General features: G+C 71.4%; 21 protein-coding genes. 11 read left to right on the forward strand and 10 right to left on the reverse strand.

Translation table 11 applies throughout. The features are described 5' to 3' along the window. The 4 genes from E1292_RS30080 to E1292_RS30095 all read right to left on the reverse strand — a co-directional run. Nucleotides 1–407: creatininase family protein (locus tag E1292_RS30080; protein WP_220447125.1), on the reverse strand; the 407-nt coding region annotated here is incomplete at its 3' end. Further along, the gene (locus E1292_RS30085) at nucleotides 404–1,303 is read right to left on the reverse strand and encodes a serine hydrolase (RefSeq protein WP_165974810.1); all 900 of its coding nucleotides are present in this window, start codon (nucleotides 1,301–1,303) and stop codon (nucleotides 404–406) included. The genes E1292_RS30080 and E1292_RS30085, both read right to left, overlap by 4 nt. Continuing rightward, on the reverse strand, nucleotides 1,300–2,322 hold the full coding sequence (locus tag E1292_RS30090) for a dipeptidase (protein WP_165974811.1): 1,023 nt from the start codon (nucleotides 2,320–2,322) through the stop codon (nucleotides 1,300–1,302). The genes E1292_RS30085 and E1292_RS30090 overlap by 4 nt, the downstream gene beginning before the upstream one ends. A gap of 11 nt (nucleotides 2,323–2,333) precedes the next feature. Then, nucleotides 2,334–3,032 carry a GntR family transcriptional regulator gene (locus E1292_RS30095; protein WP_132598990.1) on the reverse strand — a complete coding sequence of 233 codons (699 nt, stop codon included), beginning with the start codon at nucleotides 3,030–3,032 and terminating at the stop codon, nucleotides 2,334–2,336. A 95-nt stretch (nucleotides 3,033–3,127) separates the two neighbouring features. Here E1292_RS30095 and E1292_RS55885 point away from each other — a divergent pair, with 95 nt between their 5' ends. From E1292_RS55885 to E1292_RS30110, 3 genes are all read left to right on the forward strand, one after another. After that, the gene (locus tag E1292_RS55885; protein WP_132599034.1) at nucleotides 3,128–3,346 is read left to right on the forward strand and encodes an ABC transporter ATP-binding protein; all 219 of its coding nucleotides are present in this window, start codon (nucleotides 3,128–3,130) and stop codon (nucleotides 3,344–3,346) included. 11 nt (nucleotides 3,347–3,357) lie between these two features. After that, the gene (locus tag E1292_RS30105; RefSeq protein WP_132598992.1) at nucleotides 3,358–4,248 is read left to right on the forward strand and encodes a sulfotransferase family protein; all 891 of its coding nucleotides are present in this window, start codon (nucleotides 3,358–3,360) and stop codon (nucleotides 4,246–4,248) included. A 93-nt stretch (nucleotides 4,249–4,341) separates the two neighbouring features. After that, entirely contained in the window at nucleotides 4,342–6,006 is a 1,665-nt protein-coding gene (locus E1292_RS30110; RefSeq protein WP_165974812.1) for an arylsulfatase, read from the forward strand. A 154-nt stretch (nucleotides 6,007–6,160) separates the two neighbouring features. On the opposite strand, the gene E1292_RS30115 is transcribed toward E1292_RS30110, so the two are convergent. The 5 genes from E1292_RS30115 to E1292_RS30130 form a co-directional block, all read right to left on the reverse strand. Then, the gene (locus E1292_RS30115) at nucleotides 6,161–9,868 is read right to left on the reverse strand and encodes a S8 family peptidase (protein ID WP_246090436.1); all 3,708 of its coding nucleotides are present in this window, start codon (nucleotides 9,866–9,868) and stop codon (nucleotides 6,161–6,163) included. A gap of 163 nt (nucleotides 9,869–10,031) precedes the next feature. Continuing rightward, on the reverse strand, nucleotides 10,032–10,796 hold the full coding sequence (locus E1292_RS52910; RefSeq protein ID WP_220447126.1) for a GH85 family endohexosaminidase C-terminal domain-containing protein: 765 nt from the start codon (nucleotides 10,794–10,796) through the stop codon (nucleotides 10,032–10,034). Between the two features lie 3 nt (nucleotides 10,797–10,799). After that, complete coding sequence (locus E1292_RS52915) at nucleotides 10,800–12,041, reverse strand: endo-beta-N-acetylglucosaminidase (protein WP_220447127.1); 1,242 nt, start codon at nucleotides 12,039–12,041, stop codon at nucleotides 10,800–10,802. Between the two features lie 11 nt (nucleotides 12,042–12,052). Next, a complete protein-coding gene (locus E1292_RS30125; RefSeq protein ID WP_132598998.1) occupies nucleotides 12,053–13,282 on the reverse strand; it encodes a glycoside hydrolase 5 family protein in 1,230 nt (409 codons plus the stop codon). Nucleotides 13,283–13,372: 90 nt separating this feature from the next. After that, nucleotides 13,373–14,413, reverse strand: coding sequence for a LacI family DNA-binding transcriptional regulator (locus tag E1292_RS30130; RefSeq protein ID WP_132599000.1), 1,041 nt, complete (start codon nucleotides 14,411–14,413; stop codon nucleotides 13,373–13,375). Nucleotides 14,414–14,531: 118 nt separating this feature from the next. Here E1292_RS30130 and E1292_RS30135 point away from each other — a divergent pair, with 118 nt between their 5' ends. From E1292_RS30135 to E1292_RS30150, 4 genes are read left to right on the forward strand one after another with little or no spacing between them, the layout of a single operon-like run. After that, nucleotides 14,532–15,806 carry an ABC transporter substrate-binding protein gene (locus E1292_RS30135; RefSeq protein WP_132599002.1) on the forward strand — a complete coding sequence of 425 codons (1,275 nt, stop codon included), beginning with the start codon at nucleotides 14,532–14,534 and terminating at the stop codon, nucleotides 15,804–15,806. Next, a complete protein-coding gene (locus E1292_RS30140) occupies nucleotides 15,806–16,678 on the forward strand; it encodes a carbohydrate ABC transporter permease (protein ID WP_132599004.1) in 873 nt (290 codons plus the stop codon). Before E1292_RS30135 ends, E1292_RS30140 begins: the two co-directional genes overlap by 1 nt. Before the next feature lie 55 nt (nucleotides 16,679–16,733). Continuing rightward, the gene (locus E1292_RS30145; protein ID WP_246090437.1) at nucleotides 16,734–17,510 is read left to right on the forward strand and encodes a carbohydrate ABC transporter permease; all 777 of its coding nucleotides are present in this window, start codon (nucleotides 16,734–16,736) and stop codon (nucleotides 17,508–17,510) included. Between the two features lie 31 nt (nucleotides 17,511–17,541). Continuing rightward, a complete protein-coding gene (locus E1292_RS30150; RefSeq protein WP_132599008.1) occupies nucleotides 17,542–20,535 on the forward strand; it encodes an alpha-mannosidase in 2,994 nt (997 codons plus the stop codon). Nucleotides 20,536–20,573: 38 nt separating this feature from the next. Here the strand turns inward: E1292_RS30150 and E1292_RS30155 are convergent, their stop codons facing one another. Further along, nucleotides 20,574–21,746 (reverse strand): ROK family transcriptional regulator, encoded by a 1,173-nt coding sequence (locus E1292_RS30155; RefSeq protein ID WP_132599010.1) that lies wholly within the window; start codon nucleotides 21,744–21,746, stop codon nucleotides 20,574–20,576. A 107-nt stretch (nucleotides 21,747–21,853) separates the two neighbouring features. Here E1292_RS30155 and E1292_RS30160 point away from each other — a divergent pair, with 107 nt between their 5' ends. The 4 genes from E1292_RS30160 to E1292_RS30175 all read left to right on the forward strand — a co-directional run bounded on the left by E1292_RS30160 (nucleotide 21,854) and on the right by E1292_RS30175 (nucleotide 25,488). After that, nucleotides 21,854–23,209, forward strand: coding sequence for an extracellular solute-binding protein (locus E1292_RS30160; protein WP_132599012.1), 1,356 nt, complete (start codon nucleotides 21,854–21,856; stop codon nucleotides 23,207–23,209). Then, nucleotides 23,206–24,120, forward strand: a complete 915-nt coding sequence (locus tag E1292_RS30165) for a carbohydrate ABC transporter permease (protein ID WP_132599014.1) — start codon at nucleotides 23,206–23,208, stop codon at nucleotides 24,118–24,120. The genes E1292_RS30160 and E1292_RS30165 overlap by 4 nt, the downstream gene beginning before the upstream one ends. Then, entirely contained in the window at nucleotides 24,117–24,938 is an 822-nt protein-coding gene (locus tag E1292_RS30170) for a carbohydrate ABC transporter permease (protein WP_132599016.1), read from the forward strand. Before E1292_RS30165 ends, E1292_RS30170 begins: the two co-directional genes overlap by 4 nt. A 190-nt stretch (nucleotides 24,939–25,128) precedes the next feature. Beyond that, complete coding sequence (locus E1292_RS30175; protein ID WP_132599018.1) at nucleotides 25,129–25,488, forward strand: hypothetical protein; 360 nt, start codon at nucleotides 25,129–25,131, stop codon at nucleotides 25,486–25,488. The last annotated feature ends 73 nt before the right edge of the window (nucleotides 25,489–25,561 follow it).

Raw genomic sequence — 25,561 nt, forward strand, 5'->3', positions numbered from 1 at the left:
ACCCGCCCCCCCGTCTCCGCCAGGAGGCCGGCCAGCGGGGCGAAGTTGCCGCCATGGCTCGGCAGGACCAGCACGGTCTCGAACCCGTGGGCGGCGAGGCTCTCGGAGTAACGCAGGATCACCGCCTTGAACGTCGCCTCGTCGAGGGTGACGGTGCCGGGGAAGGCCATGTGGTGGGTGGACACCCCGAACGGGACGGTGGGGGCGAGGACGACGCCGGGCAGCCGTGCGGCGACCCTGGCCGCGAGGGCGTCCCCGAGCATGGTGTCGGTCACCAGCGGCAGGTGGGGGCCGTGCTGCTCGGTGGAGCCCGCCGCGAACAGCACGGTCCGCGCGCCCGCGGCCATCCGCTCCTCGACCTGCGGCCAGGTCATCTCGGCCAGGCGCGGGGCCGGTGTGACGCTCACCGGGTGCTCCTGAGGTGGTCGACGAGCAGCCGCGCCACCGCTCCGATCGCGGCGTCGGCCCGGCCGTCGCGCAGGTCGAACTCGTGCTGGCGCAGGAAGATCGCGACCGCGTACTCCTCGCCGTCGCCGAAGTCGACGACGCCCACCTCGTTGCGGACGCCGCCGTAGAAGGTGCCGGTCTTGCCGGCGATCTTCGGGCCGTCACGGTAGGCGGTGGAGAGCCGGTGCGGGGCGTACTGCTGGAGCATGACGCGCCGCACCTCCTCGCAGGCCTCGGGCGGCCCGGCCTCGTCCCGCCAGATGAGGCTCAGCAGGGTGGTCATGTCGCGCGCGGTGGTGGTGTTGCCGGTGGTCCCGGCCAGCGCGGGGCTGGCGGCGACCGCGGCCCCGAGCGCGTCGCGGTCCTCGTTCAGCGGGTCGCCGTCGAGGTCGTCGATGATCTCCGCGATCAGCCCGGCACAGTCGAGGCGTACGGTGGTGTCGCGGATTCCCAGGGCGTCGAGCCGGGCGGCGATACGGGCGGTGCCGACGATCTCCTGCAGCACGTCGGTCGCGGTGTTGTCGCTGACCTGCATCATCAGCAGGGCCAGGTCGCGGACCGACAGCTCGACCTCGTCGAGCATCGAGGAGATGCCGCTGGGGCCGGGGCTGCGGACGTCGCCGGGCACCCGGACCCGCCGGGTGAGCGACAGCTCACCGGCCACGGCCTGGCAGGCGACCTCCAGCAGGACCGCGACCTTGTACGTGGACGCGGCGACCTGGACCGCGTCGGCGTCGAGGGCGAGCTCGGCGCCGCCGCCGACGTGGCGGGCGTGGAAGGTGCCGGTCGCGCCCGCGGCGGCCAGGGCCTCGCGTGCCTGCTCGATGGTGGCCAGGGCACCGGCGGTGATGGTCATGTCGTGCTCCCTGTCTCGTGCCATACCTGCTCGAAGACGCGCAGCCAGTTGCCGCCGAGGACGGCACGGGTCTCGTCCTCGGTGTAGCCGCGCTCGAGCAGCCGCTGTGTCAGGTTGGGCAGGCCCGACGCGTCGTCGAGACCGGATGGGAAGTGCCACGGCGGCGGCGGATAGGTGGCCGCCGACCAGATGCCGTCGCGTACGTACTGCTCGTAGAGCTCCATCGGCGGGTTGCGGATCGTGTAGTCGAGCCCGATGCCGACGTGCGCGACTCCGACCAGGTCGGCGACGTAGGTGATGGCGTCGACGAAGCGGTCGAGCGTCGGCGGCGACTCCTCCGACAGGAACCCGGGGAAGCCGTTGATCCCGACCAGCCCGCCGGTCGCGGCCAGGTCTCTGATCAGGGCGTCGGAGATGTTGCGGGAGCTGGGATGCAGCCCGGCGGGGTTGGAGTGGGAGGCGACGACCGGCGCGGTGGACAGGGCGACGGCCTCGTGGCTGGTGCGCGCGCCGGTGTGCGAGACGTCGATGACGATGCCCAGCCGGTTGAGCTCGGCGACGACGGTGCGGCCGAGCGAGCTGAGTCCGGCGTCGGACGGCTCCTCGCAGCCGTCGCCGACGGGGCTGCGCTGGTTGTAGGCGAGCTGCACGACCCGCACGCCGAGCCGCCAGAACAGCTCGACGAGGTCGGCTTCGTACTCGAGCGCGTGGGTGCCCTGGAAGTGCAGGACCACGGCGAGCTTCCCGTCGGTCTTCGCCTGGCGGATCTGCTCGGCCGAGGTCGCCAGCACCAGCCGGTCCGGCCGTTCGCGCAGGTAGCGGAAGGCCTCGGCGAGCAGGGAGACCGCGCGGCGGCAGTCCTCGAACGCCACGAAGCTGACCACGCAGCAGGTGACGCCGCCGTCGATCCAGGTCTGCAGCCGTTCCCTCCAGTGGAAGCCGGGACAGGTGCCGTCCACGACGATCGACGAGTCGTGGAGGGCGCGTGCGGACCGGGTGACGGACGTGATCGTCGACACGGAGATCTCCCTTACCTGACGTCGGGCGCGGTCCGCCCGTCGTCCTCTGGCCGTCCCGCCCACAGGCCGCGGGCGTGGTTCACGTGCGTGGTCATCAGTGCCTCGGCGCCCGGCCTGTCGCCCGCGGCGATCAGGTCGAGCAGGCGTACGTGCTCGCGGGCGGACTCCACGAGCGGCGTGCCTCCCCGCAACTTCGGCAGCGCCGACAGCCGGGTCTGGTTGCGCAGCACCCGGACGAGCTCGACGTAGCGCGGGTTGCCGAGGAGCGCGGTCAGCGACAGGTGGAACTCGCTGTCCAGCACGACGAACGCCACCATGTCGCCATTCGCGGCGTGCTCGACGAGCTCTTCGGCCATCGGCCGCAGCTTCTCCAGCTCGGGCACCGGCCGCAGGTCCGCCAGCCTGCCCATCGCGGGCACCTCGAGGGTCAGCCGGATCTCGACGATGTCGTCGAGATCCTTGCCGGTCGCCACGCGCACGCGGAAGCCGCGGTTCTGCACCATCTCGACGAGCTCTTCCTTGGCCAGTTCGAGCACGGCCTCGCGGACGGGCGTCGCGGAGACGCCCAGCTGCGCCGCGATGGTGGACATCGAGTAGATCACGCCGGGGGTGAGCGATCCGGCGATGATCTGGCCCCTCAGCTGCGCCGCGGCCTCGTCGCGCAGGTTGCGGCGGGGCAGCGACTCGAACAGGGGCTCTGACCTCGTCATATGGCGCTCCTTCTGCATCCGGCCCTCGGTTCCCCCTGACAGGTCGTATGTAAGGTATTACCGATTGAGCCTTACAGGCAACGGGGGTCAAGGAGATCGTCTTCGCCGGCCCCCGGCACCCGTACACCGAGGCTCTGGCCTCGGCGGTCCCCGCCGTCTCGCCGTCTGACCGGCCGCGGCGCGTCGTCCCGCAATCGCCCCGCAGCCCGCGCCCACCGGCATCACCCGCCGCCACCTGGAGGCCTGACCCGCGCCGCGCTCCTCGGTACAGGTTCACAGGTCCGATTCACCTGGGGTTCACTGCGCCGCCCTAGCTTGTAGCCCCATGAACTGGAGGTACCGTGCCAACGCCACGCTCGAAGGCCTGACCGGATACACGTTGACGCGCCGCCTGCGCAAGGAGGCGCCGAAACCGGCGCCCAAGCCGCCGCCGCCGGAACTGCGGCGGCTGCCGGGCGACGAGGTGCGGCCGCCCGTCGACGGCGTCCACGACCGCTTGCTGCGCGAGCCGGTCTTCCTGCTGTCGTCCGTACGGTCGGGCTCGACGCTGCTGCGCGTCATGCTCGACAGCCACTCGCGCATCCACTCGCCGATCGAGACGCACTTCAGGCGGGTGACAGTCGGCCTCGGCACCGATCCCGTACGGCAGGCCATGGACCTGCTCGGCCACACCCACAGCGACATCGAGCACATCGTCTGGGACCGGCTGCTGCACCGGGAGCTGAGCCGCAGCGGCAAGCCGATCCTGGCGGAGAAGACGCCGAGCAACGTGTTCGCCTGGCGGCGGATCTCGACCTGCTGGCCGGACGCGCGTTTCGTCTTCCTGCTGCGCCACCCCATGTCGATCGTGCAGTCCTGGCACGAGGCCGACCCGCCCAAGCGGCCCATGGAGGAGGCCGTGCCGCGCACGCTGAGTTACATGACCTACCTCCAGGAGGCTCGCACGCACCTGAAAGGGCTGACGCTGCGCTACGAGGACCTGGTCGCCGACCCCGAGGCCGAGCTGCGCCGGCTCTGCGCGTTCCTGGACGTCGCGTACGAGCCCGCCATGCTCTCCTACGGCGACCAGGACCACGGCGCCTTCGTCAAGGGCATCGGCGACTGGCGCGACAAGATCCGCGCCGGCACCGTCGTCGCCGCCCGCCCCCTGCCCGAGGCAGGGGAGATCCCGGATGCGCTCCACCAGATCTGCCGCCAGTGGGGCTATCTCCGGTGAGTGACTTTTCTCACCGCTGTGGATGCCATGCTGTGACAGAGTTCGCCGGGGATTTGCCCGCCGTTCCCCGCAACCTCCGATATGTTGCCCTTCGTGATCAACGGGCTCTCCCGCCGCACCTTATTCGCCGGAACTCTCGCCGGCCTCGCCGCGCCCTCAGCGGCCTCCCTAGCGGCCCCCTCAGCGGCAGACGCCGCCGCCGTCCGCGGCCGCCTTCCCTCGCGGCCGAACATCCTGCTCGTCCTGGCCGACGACCTCGGATGGGGTGAGATCGGCAGCCAAGGACAGCGCAAGATCCACACGCCGAACCTGGACCGGATGGCCGCCGAGGGAGTGCGGTTCGCGACGGCGTACGCGGGGGCGCCGCTGTGCGCGCCGTCACGCTGCGCGTTGCTCACCGGGCTGCACGCCGGTCACGGCACCGTACGCGACAACCCCGAGGGCGGGCCGCAACTCTCGCTGACCGACGCCGACCTCACCTTCGCCGAGCTGCTGCGGCTGTCCGGCTACCGGACGGCCTGCATCGGCAAGTGGGGCTTCGGCCCGGAGCAGCCCCACCAGGCCTCCCATCCGAACGTGCGCGGTTTCGACGAGTTCTTCGGCTACATCACCCACCGCCACGCCCACCACTACTTCCCGTCGTACCTGTGGCACAACGACACGAAGGTGCCCATCCCCGGCAAGTCGTACGCGCCGCACCTGTTCCGCGAGAAGGCGACCAAGTTCATCGCCAAGGGCGACGACGACCCGTTCCTGCTCTACTACTCCAGCAACCTGCCGCACGCGCCCAGCGCCGTCCCCGGCGACGCGGGCGTCTACGACAAGGAGCCGTGGAGCGATCCGAACCGCCGCCACGCCGCACAGGTGACCCGGCTCGACACCGACGTCGCCGCCCTGCTGCGGGCGCTGCGGGACGCGGGCGTCGCCGAGCGCACGCTGGTGCTGTTCACCAGCGACAACGGCCCCCACCGGGAGAAGGGCGTGACGCCCCGGCTGTTCAACTCCAACGGCCCGTACCGCGCCGACAAGCGCGACGTGTACGAGGGCGGCATCCGCGTGCCCCTGATCGCCTGGTCACCCGAGTTACGCCACCGCGTCGAGCGGCAGCCGGTCGCCTTCTGGGACGTGCTGCCGACGCTGGCGGACCTGGCGGAGGTGCCGGTGCCCGCCCACCTCGACGGGCGGTCGTTCCGCGGCCTGCTCACCGGCGCGGACGCGCCCGAGCACGACCACCTGGTGTGGAACCGGCCGCGCAAGGCCCAGGCCATCCGGCGCGGCCGGTGGAAGGTCGTCCGGTTCGCCCCGAACATCGCCGGGGCCGGGCCCGAGGGCCGGGTCGAGCTCTACGACCTGTCCGCCGACCCGGGCGAGAAGCTCGACGTGGCGGCGGACCGTCCCGAGCTGACCGCCGAGCTGCTGGCCACCCTCGACGCGTCCATCGGGCCCGACCCGCGCATCCCGTACGGGCTGCGCACGGAGCTCACGGACGACCAGGTCATCGTGACCCTGCACAACGGGTCGTCCCGTCCGTGGCGCGGGGTCGAGCTGGGACTCGACGGGCCGCGCAAGCGGCGGGCGCACCGGGTGCCGCGGCTGGAGCCCGGTACGGCGATCACGGTCGGCTTCCCGCTCCCCGCCACGAAGCGCGGCCGCGTCGTCGCGCGCGCCACCTTCACCGCGGGCGGCAGGCGGCAGGTCTTCCGCGCGCGGCACATCAAGCGCACGGACGGGGCGCCCACGCTCGAACCCGTCACCTGAGCGCGTCGCCGGTCACCCCGGCAGGCGCGCCCCGGCGACCGGGCCTGAGAGGGGCGACAGGCGACGTGAGCCCCGGCGAGGTCCGAGGCACGCCCCGGCGCGACAGGGGGAGGGCGGTGCACCGCCCTCCCCCTGATCCCGGCGCGCGGGACGCTCAGCGCGTGGCGTAGGCGCGGATCACCTCCTGCGCCAGGGTGTTGCCGTTGACGTCGGAGGCGTTCAGCCGCAGCGAGACGAACCCGGACGGCGACCGGCCGATGGTCGTCTCGTACCTCCGTTCACCCTTGTCCCGCAGGCGGACGGGCTTCCAGGTGGCGCCGTCGTCGTACGACACCTCCAGCGAGACGTCCTTGATCGCGCTCTGCTCCGCGCCCTCCTGGTGGTGGAGGGACAGGCCCAGCTTGCGCGACCCGGCCCGGTTCTTCAGGTCGACCGGCGCGTCGAACGTGGCCAGCAGCAGCGGGATCACCGCCGTTTCCGCGGCCCGCTCGGAGCCGAAGGTCCACACCCCCTTGGTACGGGTGGACAGCTTCGCCCAGCCGGCCTCGTTGGCCAGGTCGTACTCGATCCGGTATTCCGACTTCTCCGGGGAGAGCGTGCCCGACCCCGACGGCAGGTAGTTCGTCTGCCACAGGAGCGTGTCGCCCTGGTAGAGCCTGAAATCGGTCTTCATGCCGTGCTCGAACTTGCTGGTGTAGGTGTCGCCGTAGTTGCCGGCGGCGTCCACGAAGCCCTGCATGGACACGCGCAGCTTGTCGCCCTCCCTGCGCACCGGGTTGCGCGGGTTGACGCCCGGCAGCAGCGGCTGCTTGAACACCGCGCGGCCGACCCGCTCGCCCGCCTCGTACGGGCGGAAGTCCGGCGACGACAGCGCGATGCGCGGCGTGTCCGGGTGTGGCCACATGCTGTTGTAGTGCCGCTCAGGAACGCCGGCCGACGCGGTCCAGCGCAGGTCGGGCCCGGGGGTGACGTAGTCGGTCCGGGTGCGCGGCGCCTTGGCCATGGGATGGTTCGTGGAGATCGACGTGGTGTCCCAGGGCTGGAAGACGAACCTGGCCTCGTTCACCGTCACGTCGTCGGCGAGCTGGGTGTGGAAGTCCGTCTCGATCCTGGCCAGCGACCTCGACCTGACCACGTACCGGGGCTTGTCACGCACCTGGCCCTTCTCCTGGAGGAACAGGTCGTAGACGTACGGGCTGGCGACGATGCCCTTGGCCACGATCGGCACCGGCAGCCGGCGCAGCCGCTCGACGAGCTTCAGCCCTTCCTCGTGGGTCAGCCGCACGGTCGGGACGGCGAGCTTGACGCCGTTGCCGCCGGTGGTGACGTCGTGGCCCGGCTGGTCGCTGTAGACGGCCACCATCTTCGCCCCGGCCGCCGCGGCCGCGTTGGACTGCGTGGAGACCGGAACCCCTGGGGTGCGGCGGATGACGGCGAGCTTGCCGCGCAGGTCGCGGGCCTTGATCTCGCCGGGGCCGCCTCGTCCCGCGTCGACCGCCATGAGCAGCCGGGTGCCGTCCAGGCGCGGGTACTCGGTGGCGAAGTCGCTGAACTGGACCGGGTCCACGTACTGGGGATCCAGTTTGAGCCCGAGGGTGGTGAGGGTGATCTCGGGGGCCGTCAGCCGCCACCGGGTGGAGACGACGAACGTGCCCTTGGTGACCTTCTCGGTGGGCTGGACGAACAGCCGCTCCTCGATCTGGCCGCCGGGCGAGATGGTGGTGCCGCCGCGCAGCGCGGTGCCCTGCTCCCCTGCCCGGTACCACCGGAGCGCGGCGGCCGAGCCGGTGTTCCGCTTGGTCCTGTGGTCGGGCGTCTCGACCTCGACCTCGACGGCCTTGCGGGCGTCCAGCACGACCTCGGTGTCCTCGGTGATCGTCATCTCGGGGTCGCCGAGCAGGCTCTCGTTGAGCGGCGTGCCCTTGGCGGTGCTGTCCTGGGTGGCCGGCATGGTGAAGATGTGGCCGAGCACCGAGTACGTGCCGGGCTTGACCAGCAGGCAGGTGCCCTTGCCGTACTTCTGCTCGGTGCACGGCTCCGCGGGCTCGCCGGGGAGCACGCGGCCGACCAGGGTGCCCTCGTCGAGGTCGAGCACGGTGAAGCCGCCGCGGCCTGGGCGGCCGTCCCTGGCGATGCCGCGTACGCGCAGCTCGACGCGCTTCTCCTCGACGTCGGCGGTCAGCAGCGTGCGCACGGACGCGCCGCCTTCGACGGCGGCCGTCAGCTCCTGGCGCAGGAGTCCGGCCTTGTCCGCCTTCAGCGTGACCTTGGCCTCGGCCGTCCCCGACGCGGGCACGGTGAGCCCGGCCGGCTCGACGGCGAACGCGCCGCCGCTCGACAGGTCCAGCTCCGCGGGTTCCTGCCCGAGGTTGTGGTACGTGACGGTGAGGCTCTTCTCCTCGCCGGGGGCGAGCCTGCCGAAGTTGGCCGAGCCGGCCGAGACCGCGACCGGGTTGTTCAGGGCGGCGGCCACGTCGATCCTGCCCGCGCCCTGCGCGTCGACGGGGATGTCCTGGCCCGGCTTGGCGGTGGCCATGAGCAGCGACTTCAGCTCGCCGCCCGTGACGCCGGGGCGGGCCTGCCGCAGCAGCGCCGCCGCGCCCGCGACGTGCGGGGTGGCCATGGAGGTGCCGGACATCGCGGCGTGGCCGCCGCCGGGCTTGGCGGCGGAGATCTCCACGCCCGGCGCGGTCACGTCCGGCTTGACGGCCTGGTCGGCGACGATCGGGCCCCTGCTGGAGAAATCGGCCAGCCGGTCCTCGCGGTCGACCGCCCCGACGGTCAGCGCCTCGGGGGCGTCGCCGGGGGTGCCCACGCACGAGTCGCAGCCGTCGTTGCCCGCGGCCACCACGAACAGCGTCCCGTACTGCTCGGTCAGCCGGGAGACCGCGGCGGTCAGCGGGCCGCCCGGCTCCGGGCTGCCCAGGCTCATGTTGACGATCTCGGCGCGCTGCTCGCCCGCCGCCCACTCCATGCCGTCGATGATCCACGACAGCTGGCCGAAGCCGTCGCCGGCGAGCACCCGGCCGTTGAGCAGCCTGGCGCCGGGCGCCACGCCCTTGCCGCCGCCGTCCGCGCCGGCGCCCGCGATCGTGCTCGCGACGTGGGTGCCGTGGCCGTGCGGGTCGCCCGTGACGTTCTCGCCGGTGAAGTCGCGCTGACCGGTGACCTTGCCCGCGAGGTCGGGGTGCGCGGCGTCCACGCCGGTGTCGAGCACGGCGACGGTGGTGCCGGCGCCGTCGTACCCGGCGGCCCAGGCCTCGGGCGCGCCGATCTGCGGCACGCTGTGCTCCAGGACCGGCTTCACCTTGCGGTCGAGCCAGATCTTCGACACGCCCGCCAGCGGCCCGGCGGCGCGGGCGTCCGGGCCGTCCAGCTTGGCCAGCTCGGCCCCGAACGCCGCCGCGTCCGGCTCGGCCAGCGACACGCCCGTCCCGCCGATGCTCTCCAGCGTGCGGACCTGCTTGACGGACGGCACCGCGGCCTTGGGGGCGTTCCCCGCGTAGGTGAGGATCAGCGGGATGGCGTCGTCGTACCCCTGCTCGGCCAGCGCCGTCACGTTGAACAGCGCGCTGTCGAGCCGCTCCGGCACCAGGGCGGCGACGTCGTCGGGGATGACGCTCAGGTCTCCGCCGGTTTCCAGCACCTGGAACGTCGGCACCGAGCCGTCCGCCCGGGGCGCGGGGGTGACCGCCACGGTCCTGTGCTCGCCGTCCACGGCGCGCACGCGTACACGATCGCCGGTGACCAGTGTGATCTCATCGCCCGCCGCGTCGCTCGTGAACTCCACGGGCGGCGCGACGGTCGCGTGCGCGCCGGGGGCCGACAGCAGCGCGGCGGTCATGGCGGCCGTGGCGGCCATGACCGTCCCTCGCCGCCATCGTCTCGCGCGCCCTAACCCATGCAGCATGAACGACCTCCAGAAGTCGGTAAGCACGAATACCCGACTTCCTAGCGGCCCTGAGCTGGCGCTGTCTACGAGGTTGGTGTGGCCAGATCCCGACTTGTCGTAGATCCGCCACTCGTCATGAGCGTTCTCCCGGCGGCCGGGCGGGCGTCCCGGAGGCGCCGGTCCAGGAGACGGCGGCCTTCGCGGCGGGCGAGCGGCCGTACTCCGTGGAGACCGCCTCCACCTCGATCGTCGTGCTCGTCTCGCCGCCGGCGCGGTCAAGCCCGGGCACGAAGTAGGCGTCGTTGGGGGTGGCGCCCAGGTACGTACGGCCGCCGCCGGGATCGCGGCGGTAGACGTCGTAGTGGTGCACCTTCCCGCGCGAGCCGGTCCAGGCCAGGCGGAGCGACTTACGGGTGTCCGACACGTCGGTGACGCCGAGCACGGTGAGCCCGGTGGGCGCGGACGGCCTGTCCACCGCGCCGTCGTACACGGCGAGCTGCCCGACGCGGATGTCGTAGGCCTTCTTCACGCCCGTCGTCCGCAGCCCGATCTGGGCGATGGTCCGGCCGGCGTGGGCGGACAGGTCGAGTGTCCTGCGCTCCCAGCCGGTGTCCCTGGTGGCCCCCAGGTCGAAGGTGGTGAACCTGGTGGGCGCGTCGGTGAACGCGACGGCCACCCGCAGGTGAGTGGCCCCCGCCGCGGGCGTCCTGACCACGACCGACAGCTTCGTGTCCGCCGCCACCGGCAGGCGCGTCTGGTAGAGCCGTACGGTGTTGACGGCGTCGAGGCGGCCGGTGAGCCGCAGCGACGAGCCGCCCTCGTAGGCGTCGCCGAAGTCGATCGACGGGGTCAGCTCGGTGCCGCGGGAGCTGACGATCCACTGGTAGGTGGGCGGCACGTCCTACACGGACAGGTTGTTCCAGCCGCCGTCGCGCACGCGGACCCCGCCGACGTTGTAGAAGTCGCCGTGCCCGAGGTTGAACCCTGTCACGAACGGTTTGCCGGTGACCGGCGTCGACTCGGCGATGTGGTGTGCCAGGCCCTTCCACGCCGACGAGCTCGACGTGTCGGACGGGTCTCCGTTGGCGCCCACCCAGAAGCGGGAGTCCCTGGCCCGGAAGTCGGCGGGGCTCGACGAGGATCTCCACGTCCATTCGGGGCGGTAGATGCCGAGGGAGGTGACGTGCGGCCGACCGGCGGGGAACACCGCGTCCCACGGCACGCTCGTGTCGTAGCCGCCGGCCTCGGTGTCGATGCCGGCGTACAGCTCGTGCTCGTCCCTGCCGAGCGCTCCGGCCAGCGCGCGCGACGAGCGGAGCTTGGCGGCGTCCCATCCGAAGTCGAGGAACATCGAGTCGGACACGCGCTCGGGGTCGCCGAGGAAGGCGTCGTTGGCCGTGGTGAGCGCCTCCTGCCAGTCGACCGGGCCGCTCTCGGTCATGGCGTCGTACCACATGAACTCGACCGGGCCCTTGGCGCGGGCGTACTTGATGAGCGAGCGCAGCTCGGTGGCCAGCGCGGCGTCCCCGCCCTCGGTCTCCTGGTTGACGAACCAGCCGTCGAACCCGTAGTGCCGGGCCACCTGGACCAGCTTGTCGGCGACGGGATAGGACGAGCCGCGTCTCTGGACGAAGTCGCGCACCCACTGGAGCCGCCCGCCGAAGACCTCGGGCGGGAAGAAGACCGTGCCGTACACCTTCACGCCGTTGCGGTGGGCCGCGTCGATGACGGTGGGGTTCGGCGCCAGGATCAGCCCCTCGGCGGCCGAGCCGCCCCAGAAGACGAGCCGGTCGACGTACTGCCAGTGGCCGAAGGCGTAGTAGCTCGCGTCCAGCGAGCCCTGCGACGGGTTGGCCGAAGTGGGGGCGAACGACACGAGCGAGACGACGCGGCCCTCGCCCGCGCGGGCGTGGGCGTTGGCCTTCAGCGCCGCATTCTGGGCACGTGGCCGCAGCGGCACGCGGGAGCGGTTGAACCGGGCGTCGGGGTCGGTGGCCGGGTCCCAGTCGAGGATCGAGTCCGGGTACCAGTAGGAGGCGTAGGGCTGGTCGCCCGCCGCCGCCAGGGCCGGCCGGGCGGGCGCGGTGAGCAGGGCCGCCACGACCGTGGCCGCGCAGAGCGCCGGTAACAGCCTGCGTCGCATCTGATCTCCTCTCATTGCCGGTCGAGCACGGTGTCGATCCCCCTGGCCGCGAGGTGGGCGGCGTCGCCGGCGCGGCGTGCGGTGACGACGGCCAGCGGCCCGTCCTGGCGCAGCCGCACCCACGTGCTGTGGAAGGCGCTGCCCGGCGCGATCTCCGCGCGGCGCTCGGGCTCGGCTCTGAGGTCCACGTCGCAGACGAGCGCCCTGCGGCGCCCGGCCCTGGCGCGCCGCTCCTTGACGGCTGCGGCCAGTTCCCTGGCCGCCGGCTTGGGCTGGTGGTCCACGGTGAACAGGCCGAGGTCGTACTCGCGCTCGGGGAAGTCGGCGAGCGAGCGGTCGAGGTCGTGGGAGCACCACCAGGTGACGCCCCACAGGGCGGGGTTGGGGGTGACGGCGTCCAGCAGCCCGCGTACGAACGCGGGCGCGTCGGGCTCGGGCACGTCGGGCCTGGGCGCGCCGACCTCCTGGAGCCAGACCGGTCTGGCCGGGTCGGCAGAGGTGGCCGCGGCCAGCTCCACCAGGTAGTCGGCGTGGGTGACGGTGGCGGGGCCGAGCGGGCCGTCGACGGCGGACACGCCGTTGAACACCCACGAGTGCACGGTCGTCAGGTCGCCGAGGTCGACGTTGTCGGCCGGGTGGAAGGGGTGTTCCGGGTCATACCAGGTGGCGTCGTACAGGGAGTGCAGGGCGAGCAGGCGGGGGGCGGCGGCGTGGGCCACGCCGAGCAGCTCGGCGGCCCAGCTCCTGGAGTCGCCGAACGTGGTCGGGTTGGCCGGGTAGAGGTTGTTGACCTCGTTGCCGAGGGTCACCGCGAAGACGTTGTCGCGGGTGGCGATCTCCCTGGTGAGCGTGTCCACGTACGCGACCAGCCCCGCGCGTACGTCGGGATCGGTGAAGAGGCCGCGCCGGTGCCAGGTGAGCACCCACGACGGCAGGAAGTCGAAGCTGGACAGGTGCCCCTGCAGCAGGTCCACCGCCACGGACAGCCCGAACTCGGCGGCGGCGTCGATCACGGCGAGCAGGTCGTCGATCCCGCGCCGCCTGATGAGCGCTCGGTTGGGCTGGATCCACGGCCAGATCGGGAACACCCGGACGTGGTCGAGCCCGATCCCCGCGAGGTCCTCGAAGTCGCGGCGGGCGGCGTCGGCCGGCTGGTCGAGCCAGCCGTAGAACCAGCCGGACGAGGGCACGTAGTTCGCGCCGAAGCGGAGCGGGTCGGGGCTGTGGTGCGGCTGGGGCACGCGGGTCCTCCATGGGGTGAACCGTTCCCGCGAGGGTGCTCCCCCTGCGGAGGCGCATCCCTGCTGGGGATCGAGCCGATCACCGAGACCCTAAACCGCTTTAGTTCTCCTGCCAAGAGCGGGCGGCGCGGTGCTCTGCCGGACGACCAGCCGCGGTGTGCCGGTCTTGAGGTCGCGCCTGGCCCCCGGGTCGGCGATGACCTCCAGCAGCACGTCGGCCACCTGGCCGCCGAGCGCGAAGGTGTCGCGCGAGAGCGAGGTGATGCTCGGGTGGGTGACCCGGGTCAGCACCGAGTCGTCGAAGGCCACGATCGACAGCTCGGCCGGCACGGTCACGCCCATCTCCCCCGCCACGCCGAGCCCGGCCAGCGCCATCACGTCGCTGTCGTAGACGATCGCGGTCGGGCGGGAGCCGCGCGACAGCAGCGTCCTGGTAGCCGCCGCCCCTTCGGCGTCGCTGAAGTCGGTCGGCAGCGAGACCGCGTCCACCAGGCCGAGGCGCTTGACCGAGTCGCGCAGCGCGCGCATGCGCCGCTGGGTGTGGCGGAGCCCGGGCAGCCCCGCGACGTGGGCGACGCGGCGGTGCCCGAGCGCCGCCAGATAGTCGACGACCGACAACATCGCCTCGCGGTCGTCGGCCCACACGCTGGCCAGCGCCCCGTGCCGGCCCGGGCCGCCGAGCACGACGGCGGGCACGCCCAGCTCCTCCAGCGCGGCGAAACGGGGGTCGCGGACCTTGGGATCGACGAGGATGAACCCGTCCACGCGGTGCGCGGAGGTCCACTCCCTGTAGACCTCGATCTCGGCCTCGGAGTCCTCCACCACCAGCAGGTGCATCGCCACCTGCTGCCGCGACAGCCTCGCCTGCAGGCCGGACAGGAGCTGGGCGAAGAACGGCTCGACGCCCAGCGTGCTGGCGGGCCTGGCGATCACCAGGCCCACCGCCTCGGCCCTGGCGCCGCCGAGCGCCCTGGCGGCGCTGTGCGGCCGCCAGTTCATCTCCCTGGCCACCTCGAGGATGCGGGCCCTGGTCGCCTCGCTGACGCCGGGCCGCCCGTTCAGCGCGAACGACACCGCACCCTTGGACACCCCGACCCGCTGCGCGATGTCGGCGATCGTCGGTCGGCCCACGCGGCCGCTCCTTTCCTCACGGTCCGGCCACACCCTATTGACAGCGGAGTCTAGCCCGGTGGATAGTCCCGCAACTAGAGCGGTTTAGTACCGCGCGCCGGCCACGAAGGAGAGCGCCATGCGAAGGTACTGGGCAGGACTGGCCGTGATGGCCGTCGCGATCGCGGGCTGCGGGCTGGGTGGCGCGGAACCGGACCGGGCAGCGCCGGTCACGAACGTCACCGGCGAGGTGAAGGGCAAGGTCAGCCTGCAGACGTGGGCGCTCAAACCGAAGTTCACCGACTACGTGCAGGGCGTCATCGACGGCTTCGAGAAACAGTATCCGGGCACCGAGGTGGAGTGGCTGGACCAGCCCGCCGAGGGCTACTCGGAGAAGGTGCTCACCCAGGCGGCCGGCGGCTCGCTGCCCGACGTCGTCAACCTGCCGCCCGACTTCGCGGCCCCGCTGGTCAAGCAGGGCGTGCTGATGGACGTCGGCCAGGCCGACCAGAAGCTGGCCGACGTCTACGTCCCCGGCGGCCTTGAGGCCTACCGCTACCCCGGCGCCGAGGGCACGTACGGCTACCCCTGGTACCTCAACACCGACGTCAACTACTGGAACTCGGAGCTGCTCACCGAGAACGGCCTGGACCCGGAGAAGCCGCCGGCGAGCCTGGACGAGCTCATCGCCCAGGCCAGGACGCTGAAGGAGAAGTCGGGCGGCAAGGTCTACCTGATGAGCCGCAAGCCGGAGCTGGGCGACCTGGCCAACGCGGGCGTCCCCATGATGGCGCCCGACGGGAGCCGCTTCGCCTTCAACACCCCGGAGGCAATCGCGCTGCTGGACAAGTACCGCGACGCGTACAAGGAGGGGCTGCTGCCGCGCGACGTGCTCACCGACACCTACGCCGGCAACGCCAAGCTGTTCACCGAGGGCACCGTCGCCTGGACGACCGCCGGCGGCAACTTCATCACGAGCCTGGCCACCGACAACCCGACGCTCGCGCCCAAGGTGGTGCCGTCGCCCGCGATCGGCACCCCGCCGCTCTACGTGCAGGGCCTGGCGATCTCCAAGCGCACGAAGAACGCCCCGGCCGCGCTCGCCCTGGCCCGCTGGGTGACCAACGCCGAGAACCAGGCCGCCTTCGCCCACCTGGTCAACATCTTCCCCAGCACCAGGGCCTCGGCGAACGACCCGTTCTTCAGCAAGAGCGACGGCACCCGCTCGGGCGACGCCAAGGTGATCGCGTTCACCTCGCTGGCCAAGGCGAAGGTGCTCGAGCCGGTCCAGGTCACCGAGGCGATGAAGAAGTTCGTCCGGCAGCAGTTCGCGCTGGCGATCAGCGGTGAGGCCACCTCCAAGGAGGCGCTGGACGCCGCCGTGGCCAAGTGCGACGAGCTGCTCAAGAGCTGATGACCCACCACCGCTGGTTCACGCCGTGGCTGCTGGTGGCGCCCGCCGCGGTCTGGTTGTGCGTCTTCTCCGTCTTCCCGTCGATCAACACGCTGGTCCTGGCGTTCACCAACGCCAAGCCGCTCGGCGGCGGCCACTTCACCGGCCTGGCCAACTTCGGCCGCGCCCTGGACGACGACCAGCTCGCCGACGCGCTGGTCAACAGCATCGTCTACATGCTGGTGTGCCTGCCGCTGCTCACGCTGCTGCCGCTGCTGATCGCGATCCTGGTGGAGAAGAAGCTGCCCGGCATCATGTTCTTCCGCACCGCCTTCTACACCCCGGTGGTCGCGTCGGCCGTGGTGGTCGCGCTGATCTGGGGCTGGCTCCTGGACGACCGCGGGCTGGTGAACGGCTTCGCGCAGTGGCTGGGCGTGATCGCCGCGCCGGTGCCGTTCCTGACCGACCGGTGGCTGCTGCTGTTCAGTGCGATCAGCCTGACCATCTGGAAAGGGCTGGGCTACTACATGATCATCTATCTGTCGGCGCTCGGCAACGTCCGGCGCGAGCTGCACGAGGCCGCGGCCGTGGACGGCGCGGGCCCGGTGCGGCGCTTCTGGAGCGTCACGGTGCCCGGCGTGCGCAACACCATGTTGCTGATCTCCGTGCTGGTGTCGGTCTCCGCGCTGCGCGTGTTCTCCGAGCTGTACGTGCTGTCGAACGGCACCGGCGGCCCCGGCGGCAGGGACATGTCGCTCGTGATGCTCATCCAGCTCTACAGCCGCGGTTTCACCGGTCACCTCGGCTACGCCTCCGCGCTCAGCCTGGTGCTGCTGGTCGTCACCATCGGGCCGATGCTCCTGCTGCTGCGGCTCAACAGGAAGGCGGCCTGACATCAACACCGTCTCCGCCCGCGAGAAGGCGCTGCGTTACGTCCTGCTCCTGCTCGTGCTCGCCCTGACCGTCTCGCCGTTCCTGTGGCAGCTGTCCACCTCGCTCAAGAGCGTGCAGGAGGACATCTACACCCGCACGCCGAGCTTCCTGCCCGAACAGCCGACGCTGGCCAACTACGCCGAGGTGGCCGAGACCGTCCCCGTGTGGTCGTACGCGGCCAACTCGCTGGTCGTGGCAGCCATCGTGGTCGCGGGCAACGCCGTGGGCGCCACGATCGCCGGGTTCGCCCTGGCCAAGCTCCGCTTCAGGGGCGCGAAGCTGCTGCTCGGGCTGTTCCTGGCGACGCTGGTGCTGCCCGGCGAGGTGACGATCGTCTCGCAGTACGTCACCGTCCGCTCGCTCGGCCTGGCCGACACCCTGCTCGGGGTGGCGTTGCCGGGCGCGATCGGGATGCTTAACGTGCTGTTGATGCGTACAGCGTTTCAGGCGATCCCCCGGGAGATGGACGAAGCCGCGATCATCGACGGGGCGACGGCGTGGCAGCGGCTGCGCCACATCGGCCTGCCGAACGTGCGCGGCATGCTCAGCGTCGTCACGATCTTCGCGTTCATCGGGGCCTGGGACGACTTCCTGTGGCCGCTCATCGTCCTGACCGACCCCGCCAACTACACTCTCACGGTCGGCCTGCAGTATTTGAACGGCACGTTCAGCGCCAACCCGCGGCTGATCGCGGCAGGCACGATGATCTCCTTCCTGCCGATCGTGATCGTCTTCGCGGCACTCCAGCGCTTCTTCTTCAAGGGCGTGGAGGAAGGCGCCATCAAAGGCTGACAATCCCCCTTTTTTGCGTAAGGAGTCCCCGATGCACGACGACCGCGACCTGGTCGAAGCCCGCCTGAAGCGTGTGCTCAACGAGCGGATCCGCCCCGCCCTTTACCCCGAGTCGGTGCCGATGGAGGTGGCCGTCTGGCATGCGCCGGACGAGCCCGTGCCGGTCGCCGAAGGGCTGGCCGCGACACCTGAGCCGATCGCGGTGGGCGATGCGTGGGGCGCGCCGTGGGGCACGAGCTGGTTCACCGTCACCGGCACGGTGCCGGAGCGGTGGGCGGGCCGGACCGTCGAAGCCCTGCTCGACCTGGGCTTCGACGAGGACATGCCCGGTTTCCAGTGCGAGGGCCTGGTCTACCTCCCCGACGGCACCCCGGTGAAGGGGCTCAACCCGCGCAACCAGTGGGTCCGCGTCGGCGCCCCCGCCGAGGGCGGGGAGCGGGTGCGCCTGCACGTCGAGGCGGCCTCCAACCCAGTCATCCTCGATCGCCACCCGTTCCAGCCGACCCGGCTCGGCGACAAGGAGACGGCCGGGAGCGACCCCCTCTACCGGGTGGCCCGCATGGACCTGGCCGTCTTCGACGAGACCGTGTGGCAGCTCGTGATGGACCTGGAGGTGCTCGGCGAGCTGATGCACCAGCTGCCGGTCGACGGCGCCCGCCGCTGGGAGCTGCTGCGGGCCGTCAACCGGGCGCTGGACGCGGTGGACCTGCAGGACGTCAACGGCACAGCCGCCGCCGCCAGGGCCGAGCTGACCGGCGTGCTGTCGGCCCCCGCCGTGCCGTCGGCGCACCGCATCAGCGCCGTCGGCCACGCGCACATCGACTCGGCCTGGCTGTGGCCGCTGCGCGAGACCGTGCGCAAGGTGGCCCGCACCGCCTCCAACATGACGGCGCTGCTGGAGGACGAGCCGGACTTCGTGTTCGCGATGTCGCAGGCGCAGCAGTGGGCGTGGATCAAGGAGCACCGGCCCGAGGTCTGGGCGAAGGTGACCAAGGCGGTGGCCTCCGGCCGGTTCGTCCCGGCGGGCGGCATGTGGGTGGAGTCCGACACGAACATGCCCGGCTCCGAGGCCATGGCCCGGCAGTTCGTGCACGGCAAGCGCTTCTTCATCGACGAGTTCGGCATCGACAACGATGAGGTGTGGCTGCCCGACACGTTCGGCTTCGCGGCCGGGCTGCCGCAGATCATCAAGGCGGCCGGCTCGAAGCGGCTGCTCACGCAGAAGATCTCGTGGAGCCAGACGAACACGTTCCCGCACCACACGTTCCTGTGGGAAGGCCTCGACGGCACCCGGATCTTCACGCACTTCCCGCCCGTCGACACCTACAACTGCTCGATGACGGGCGGCGAGCTGGCCCACGCGGCCCGCAACTTCAAGGACAAGGGCGTCGCCCGGCACTCGCTCGCGCCGACCGGCTGGGGCGACGGGGGCGGCGGCACGACGCGCGAGATGGTCGCCAAGGCCGCCAGGGTACGCGACCTCGAAGGCTCGCCCGCCGTCACGTGGGAGACGCCGGCCGACTTCTTCGCCAAGGCCGAGGCGGAATATCCGAACCCGCCGGTCTGGGCCGGCGAGCTCTACCTGGAGCTGCACCGGGCGACCCTGACCAGCCAGGCCAAGACGAAGCAGGGCAACCGCCGCAGCGAGCACCTGCTGCGGGAGGCCGAGCTCTGGGCGGCGACCGCGGCCGTGCGCGCCGGGGCGCCCTACCCGTACGCGCAGCTCGACCGGATCTGGAAGACGGTGCTGCTGCACCAGTTCCACGACATCCTGCCCGGCTCGTCGATCGCGTGGGTGCACCGGGAGGCGCGCAGGACGTACGAGCTGGTGGCGGAGGAGCTGAACGCCGTCATCGACACCGCGCAGCGCGCGCTGGCCGGCGACGCCTCCGGCGGCACGCTCGTCTTCAACGGCGCCCCGCACGCCCGCGGCGGCGTCCCCGCCGGCGGCGCGGCACGGCCGGAGCCCGGCGTGGAGACCACCGTGCGCGACCGCGACGGCGGCGGCCACGTCCTGGACAACGGTCTGCTGAAGGTGGAGGTCGACGCCCGCGGCCTGATCGTGTCGGTCTACGACGTGGCCGCCGATCGGGAGACGGTCGCGCCCGGCCAGGTGGCCGGGCTGCTGCAGCTGCACCCCGACTTCCCCAACAAGTGGGACGCCTGGGACGTCGACGAGTTCTACCGCAACACGGGCACCGACCTGACCGGGGCCGACGAGGTGAGCCTGGTGGACGGCTCGGTCCGCGTCCGCCGCTCCTTCGGCTCGTCGAGCGTGACGCAGGTGTTCACGCTGTCCGGCCGGCGGCTCGACATCGACACCGAGGTCGACTGGCACGAGACGGAGAAGTTCCTGAAGCTGGCGTTCCCGCTGGACGTGCACGCCGACCGGTACGCCTCCGAGAGCCAGTACGGCCACGTCTTCCGCGCCACGCACACCAACACGAGCTGGGAGGCGGCCAAGTTCGAGGCCTGCAACCACCGCTTCGTGCACGTGGAGGAGCCCGGCTGGGGCGTCGCGCTGGTCAACGACTCGACCTACGGCCACGACGTCACCCGCACCGCCGGTGACGCGGGCACGACCACGACCGTGCGCGTCTCGCTGCTGCGCGCCCCCCGCTTCCCCGACCCGGAGACCGACCAGGGCGTGCACCGCTTCCGCCACGCGCTCGTGCCGGGCGCCACGATCGGCGACGCGGTCCGCGAGGGTTATGTCGTCAACCTGCCCGAGCGCCGCGTGCCCGGCGACGCCGAGGTCGCGCCGCTGGTGACGGTGGACGACGACGCGGTGGTGGTGACCGCCGTCAAGCTGGCCGACGACGAGAGCGGCGACGTGATCGTGCGGTTCCACGAGTCGAGGGGCGGCCGGGCGCGGGCCACGTTGACGCCGGGCTTCCCCGTGGCGGAGGTGGTCGCCACGGACCTGCTGGAGCGTCCCACGGGCGAGCCGCGGCGCCACGACGGCCCGGTGCCGGTGACGCTGCGCCCGTTCGAGCTGGTGACCGTGCGGATCAAGCGCGCGTGATCAGGCCAGGGCCGCCCGGCGAGGGCCGGGCGGCCCGCTCAGCCGCTGAGCAGCGCCCCCAGGCGGGGCGCGTACGTGGCGTGGAAGACCAGCGAGGCAGCGCCGATCGCGGCGGCGTCCGCCGCGATCGGCGAGGTCTCCACCTGGACCGCGTGCAGCCGCCTGGCCAGCGACCTGCTCGACACGGCCGTCGCGATCACCTCGCGGTAGAGCCCGCCCACCTCTCTGAGCGCGGGCCCGCCGAGCACGAGCAGGTCGATGTCGAGCATGTTCACGACGCTCACGGCGGCGTCGGCCAGCCGCCCGGCCACGCGTTCGATCACGGCTCGGGCCTCGGGCTCGCCGCGCGCGGCCGCCGCGCAGATGGCGGCGTGATCGGCCCCGTTGCCCAGCGCCGCCTCGATGGCGCTCGGGCAGCAGACGGCCTCCACGCAGCCCCGGTTGCCGCAGTAGCACTCGGGGCCGTCCGGTTCGACCGTCATGTGGCCGAACTCGGCGGCGTTGAGCGACCGCCCGCGATAGACCTGGTTGTCCAGGAAGATCCCGCCCCCGATGCCTGTCCCCAGGTAGAGGTAGGCGAAGCTGGGCGTGGCCCGCGCCGTCCCGGCCCACCGCTCCCCGATCGCCGCGGCGGTCGCGTCGTTGTCGACGGTGACGGGAAAGCGGGTGTGCTCCTCCAGCAGGCTCTTGATCGGCACCTGGTCCCAGCCGGGCAGCCGCGGGGGCGACATCATCACGCCGTCGCCGTCCAGCGGCCCGGGGCAGGCCAGGCCCACCCCCAGCACCTTGCCGTCGGCGACCCCAGCCTCCCTGAGGATGCGCCGCGCGGCCCTGGCCATCTGCCGCACCACGGCGTCCGGCTTGTGTCCCGGCCGCACCGGCTGGCGCAGCCGCGCGACCGGCCGTCCGGCCAGGTCGGCGAGCACGCAGGAGATCTCCCCGGGGTCGAAGTGCACGCCGATGGCGTAGCCGGCGTCCGGGTCGACCCGCAGGATGGTGCGCGGCTTGCCCCCGTTGGACGGTGCGGAGCCGTCCTCGATGACCAGCCCCTCCTCCAGCAACCGACGGACGATCACCGACACGGTCTGCGCGGTCAACCTGGTGCGGGCCGCGATCTGGACGCGGCTGATCCCGTCGGAGGCCTGGATCGCCTCCAGCACCACGGCGCGGTTGTAGCTCCCCACCTTGGGCAGGTTCGTGCCCAGCTGCATGTCGCCAATATCACACAAACTGTTGACTTTGTAAATCAAATAGATTTAGCTTCTCGGCAACCCCAAGGAAACTTCCCTGGCAACCCAAGAACCACCGGGAGCCCGTGATGAGACGTACGCTGGCCGGTTCCCTCCTGCTGCTGACAGCCGTGGCCGGCTGTGGCGCCGACACCGAGCAGAACGCCTCCGGCAGCAAGGAACTCGAGGTCCTGTACAAGGTCGAGCCGACGTGGCCGCATCTGGAGAAGATGCTCACGGACGCCAAGAAGCAGTACGAAGCCGCTCACTCCGGCGTCACCATCAAACTCACGCCCGTCCAGGGCAACAACGAGGCCTACTACACCAAGCTGGCCCTGCTCAACCGGTCTCCTGACTCGGCTCCCGACGTCTACCTGCACGACACGTTCCAGGTGAACGCCGACGTCGCGGCGGGCAAGCTGGCCCCTCTGGACGAATACCTGGCCAAGTGGCCCGACTGGAACGAGCAGTTCCCCGACTCGGTCAAGCAGGCCGCCAAGGGCGGCGACGGCAAGATCTACGGCGTCCCGATCAGCACCGACACGCGCGGCCTCTGGTACCACAAGGACGTCTTCGCCAAGGCCGGCCTCCCCGTCCCGTGGGAGCCGAAGACCTGGAACGACGTCCTGACGGCCGCTCGCACCATCAAGAAGAAGCTGCCCGACGTGGTCCCGTTCACCATGTACTCGACGAAGATCCATGGTGAGGCGTCGACCATGCAGGGCTTCGAGATGCTCCTGTACGGCACGCCCGGCGGCACCCTCTACGACGAGGCGCAGAAGAAGTGGGTGGCCGGCGGCAAGCAGTTCACCGACGCGCTGACGTTCGTCAACACCATCTACCGCGAGAAGCTCGGGCCCAAGCAGGCCGACGCGCACAACGCCAAGCTCGCCGACAAGGCCAACTACGAGTGGTTCCCCAACGCCAAACTTGGCATCGCGCTCGACGGCGCGTGGACCGCCGCGGCGTGGAAGCCGACCAGCACCAAGCCGTGGGCGGAGTGGAAGGACAAGATCGGCTGGACGTCCATGCCGACGCAGAACGGCGAGGAGCCGGGCGCGGTCAGCATGTCGGGCGGCTGGGTGATGGCGATGAGCTCCTACGCCAAGAACAAGCAGGAGGCGTGGGACTTCATCGCGGTGGCCACCAACAAGGAGAACTCGCTGACGTACGCGCTGGGCTCGGGCGACCTGACCCCCCGCAAGGACGTCGCCGCGGATCCGAAGTACACCGCCGACAACCCGAGCGTGAAGTTCTTCACCGACCTGGCCTCGGTCACCCACTACCGGCCGGCTTTCGAGGCGTACCCGAAGGTGTCGGCCCAGATCCAGGAGGCCCTGGAGGCCGTCACCACGGGCTCCCAGACTCCTGAGGAGGCCACCGCCAACTACGCTAAGGCGCTGCCCACCGCCGTGGGCGGCCCCGACAAGGTGCTGGCCAGATGACGGTCGCCACAGCGCCGGCCCCGCCCGTGACGAGCACGCCCCCCAGCGGCTCGTCGCGGCGCGGGGTGCTGCGCTGGCTGCTCCCCCTGGGGCCGGCCATCGTCCTGCTGGCGCTCTTCCTGGCCGGCCCCATCCTGTGGAGCGTCTACGTCGCCTTCACCAACGAGACGCTGACCGGCTCGGCCTCGGTCAACTCCGAGTTCGTGGGCGTGGCCAACTTCACCAGGCTCTTCAACGACCCGAACTTCATCAACTCCTTCGTCCTGACGTTCGTCTTCGTGATCGGGTCGGCCGTCATCGGCCAGAACACCCTGGGCCTGATCATCGCCCTCCTCCAGCGCGGGCGCGGCCGGATGACGCGCAGCGTCGTCAACGGCGTCGTCATCGCCGCCTGGGTGGTGCCCGAGGTGGTGGCGGCGGCCTGCTGGTTCTCTTTCCTTGCCGAGGAGGGCACGCTCAACTCGGTGCTCGGCATCTCCCAGGAGTGGCTCTACACGGCCCCGATGCTGGCGGTGATCCTGGCCAACGTCTGGCGCGGCACCGCGTTCTCCATGCTGGTGTACTCGGCTGCCCTCTCTGAGGTGCCGAAGGACCTGGTGGAGGCCGCCGCCGTGGACGGGGCGGGCCCCGGCCGCCGCCTGCTGCACATCACCCTGCCCCTGATCCGCAGATCCATCATGGCCAACCTCATGCTGATCACCCTGCAGACCCTGGCGAGCTTCGGCCTCATCTACGCCCTCACCGGCGGCGGGCCGGGCACGGCCAGCCAGACCACGCCGCTCTACATGTACGAGCAGGCGTTCCGCTACTTCGAGATCGGCTACGGCTCCGCGATCGCCCTCGTCATGCTGGTGATCGGCGCCCTGTTCTCGCTGATCTACCTGCGCCTGATCAAAGTGGAGGACGCGTGACCAGGCTCGCGGCCCGCGGGGCGGCAGGGTTGTCGCTCCTGATCATCTGCCTGGCCTTCCTCGGCCCGTTCCTGTGGGTGGTGATCTCGTCGGTCCAGCCGGAGGCGACGCTCGCCGCGCAGCCGACCCTGAACTTCTCGCTGGACAACTTCACGGCGGTGCTGACGTGGGAGACGCTGATCCTCCCGCTGATCAACTCCATCGTGATCTCGGGGTCCACGGCCGTCCTGACGGTGCTCGTGGCGGGCCTGGCCGCCTACCCGCTCTCCCGCTACCAGCTCCGCTATCGCCGGCACTTCATGCTGACGCTGCTGTTCACCACCGGCCTGCCGATGACGGCGGTCCTGGTGCCGGTCTACGCGATGTTCTTCCGCTTCAACCTGTACGGATCCGTGCCGGCGATGGTGCTGTTCCTGACGGCCAGCTCGCTGCCGTTCTCGATCTGGATGATGAAGAACTTCATGGACGGGGTGCCGGTGAGCCTGGAGGAGGCGGCCTGGGTGGACGGCGCCGGCTGGGTGCGGTCGCTGACGGCCGTGGTGGGCCCGCTGATGGCGCCGGGCATCGCGGTGGTGGCGATCTTCGTGTTCGTCGGGCAGTGGGGCAACTTCTTCGCCCCGTTCGTGCTGCTGGACACGCCGGAGAAGCAGCCGGCCGCGGTGACGATCTACACCTTCTTCTCCCAGTACGGGCAGGTCGCCTACGGCCAGCTGGCCGCGTTCTCCATCCTCTACACGGCCCCGGCGGTGATCCTCTACGTGGCGGTGAACAAGTATCTGGCCGGCTCGTTCAGCTTCGCCGGCTCGGTGAAGGGCTGAGGCGTGCCGCCCGGCGCCGAGCGCGGCCGTCACCGGGCGCCCGATCCGGGCCGCGGGGGCCCGTCGCCTCTTGCCGAAAGTCTGACTGAACGTTAGACATGGATGTCACCATTCGGCAGAGAACGGAGCCCCCATGCCCTCGCAGGCCAGTTCGCGTCCGAGCCCCCGTCTCCCGCGAGCCCTCGGGGCCGTGGCGGCCACGGCGGCCGGGATGCTCGCCCTCGCCGCGACGCCCTCCCCCGCGGCCGCGCTGGCCACGCCGCCCTCCCCCTCGTCGGTGCTGGTCTGCCTGCCGGACACGCCCGTCTGCCAGGAGGTCCGCGGGGCGCCCGGCGACTACCGCCTCTGGTTCAGGATCAACAACGCTCCGGCTCCGATAGGCCTGTCCTTCACCGTCAACGGCTCTCCCGCCTCCGGCTCCGTCTCCACGCAGGTCGTCGGCGAGGCGCTCGAAGGAGAGTTCCGGCCCGTGACACCACTGGTCAGCGGGGACGAGGCGTGCCTCAGCTACGCCGGTGGCAGCGGCGAACACTGCGCCGTCGCCCCCTGACCGGCGAAGGCCGCGCCGGCCCTGCGCACGACCGGAAGGAAGTTCTGGCTGAACAGCGCTAGTTGAAAGGCGT

The sequence above is a fragment of the Nonomuraea deserti genome (genome assembly GCF_004348685.1).
GTDB classification, from domain to species: Bacteria; Actinomycetota; Actinomycetes; order Streptosporangiales; family Streptosporangiaceae; genus Nonomuraea; species Nonomuraea deserti.

Bases quoted from the DNA above. Each gene is read 5' to 3' on its own strand.
- E1292_RS30165 (WP_132599014.1), top strand. From the start codon at position 23,206: ATGACGGTCGCCACAGCGCCGGCCCCGCCCGTGACGAGCACGCCCCCC.
- E1292_RS30160 (WP_132599012.1), top strand. From the start codon at position 21,854: ATGAGACGTACGCTGGCCGGTTCCCTCCTGCTGCTGACAGCCGTGGCC.
- E1292_RS52915 (WP_220447127.1), bottom strand. From the start codon at position 12,041: ATGCGACGCAGGCTGTTACCGGCGCTCTGCGCGGCCACGGTCGTGGCG.
- E1292_RS30155 (WP_132599010.1), bottom strand. From the start codon at position 21,746: ATGCAGCTGGGCACGAACCTGCCCAAGGTGGGGAGCTACAACCGCGCC.
- E1292_RS30095 (WP_132598990.1), bottom strand. From the start codon at position 3,032: ATGACGAGGTCAGAGCCCCTGTTCGAGTCGCTGCCCCGCCGCAACCTG.
- E1292_RS30115 (WP_246090436.1), bottom strand. From the start codon at position 9,868: ATGGCCGCCACGGCCGCCATGACCGCCGCGCTGCTGTCGGCCCCCGGC.
- E1292_RS30085 (WP_165974810.1), bottom strand. From the start codon at position 1,303: ATGACCATCACCGCCGGTGCCCTGGCCACCATCGAGCAGGCACGCGAG.
- E1292_RS30135 (WP_132599002.1), top strand. From the start codon at position 14,532: ATGCGAAGGTACTGGGCAGGACTGGCCGTGATGGCCGTCGCGATCGCG.
- E1292_RS30140 (WP_132599004.1), top strand. From the start codon at position 15,806: ATGACCCACCACCGCTGGTTCACGCCGTGGCTGCTGGTGGCGCCCGCC.
- E1292_RS30150 (WP_132599008.1), top strand. From the start codon at position 17,542: ATGCACGACGACCGCGACCTGGTCGAAGCCCGCCTGAAGCGTGTGCTC.
- E1292_RS30105 (WP_132598992.1), top strand. From the start codon at position 3,358: ATGAACTGGAGGTACCGTGCCAACGCCACGCTCGAAGGCCTGACCGGA.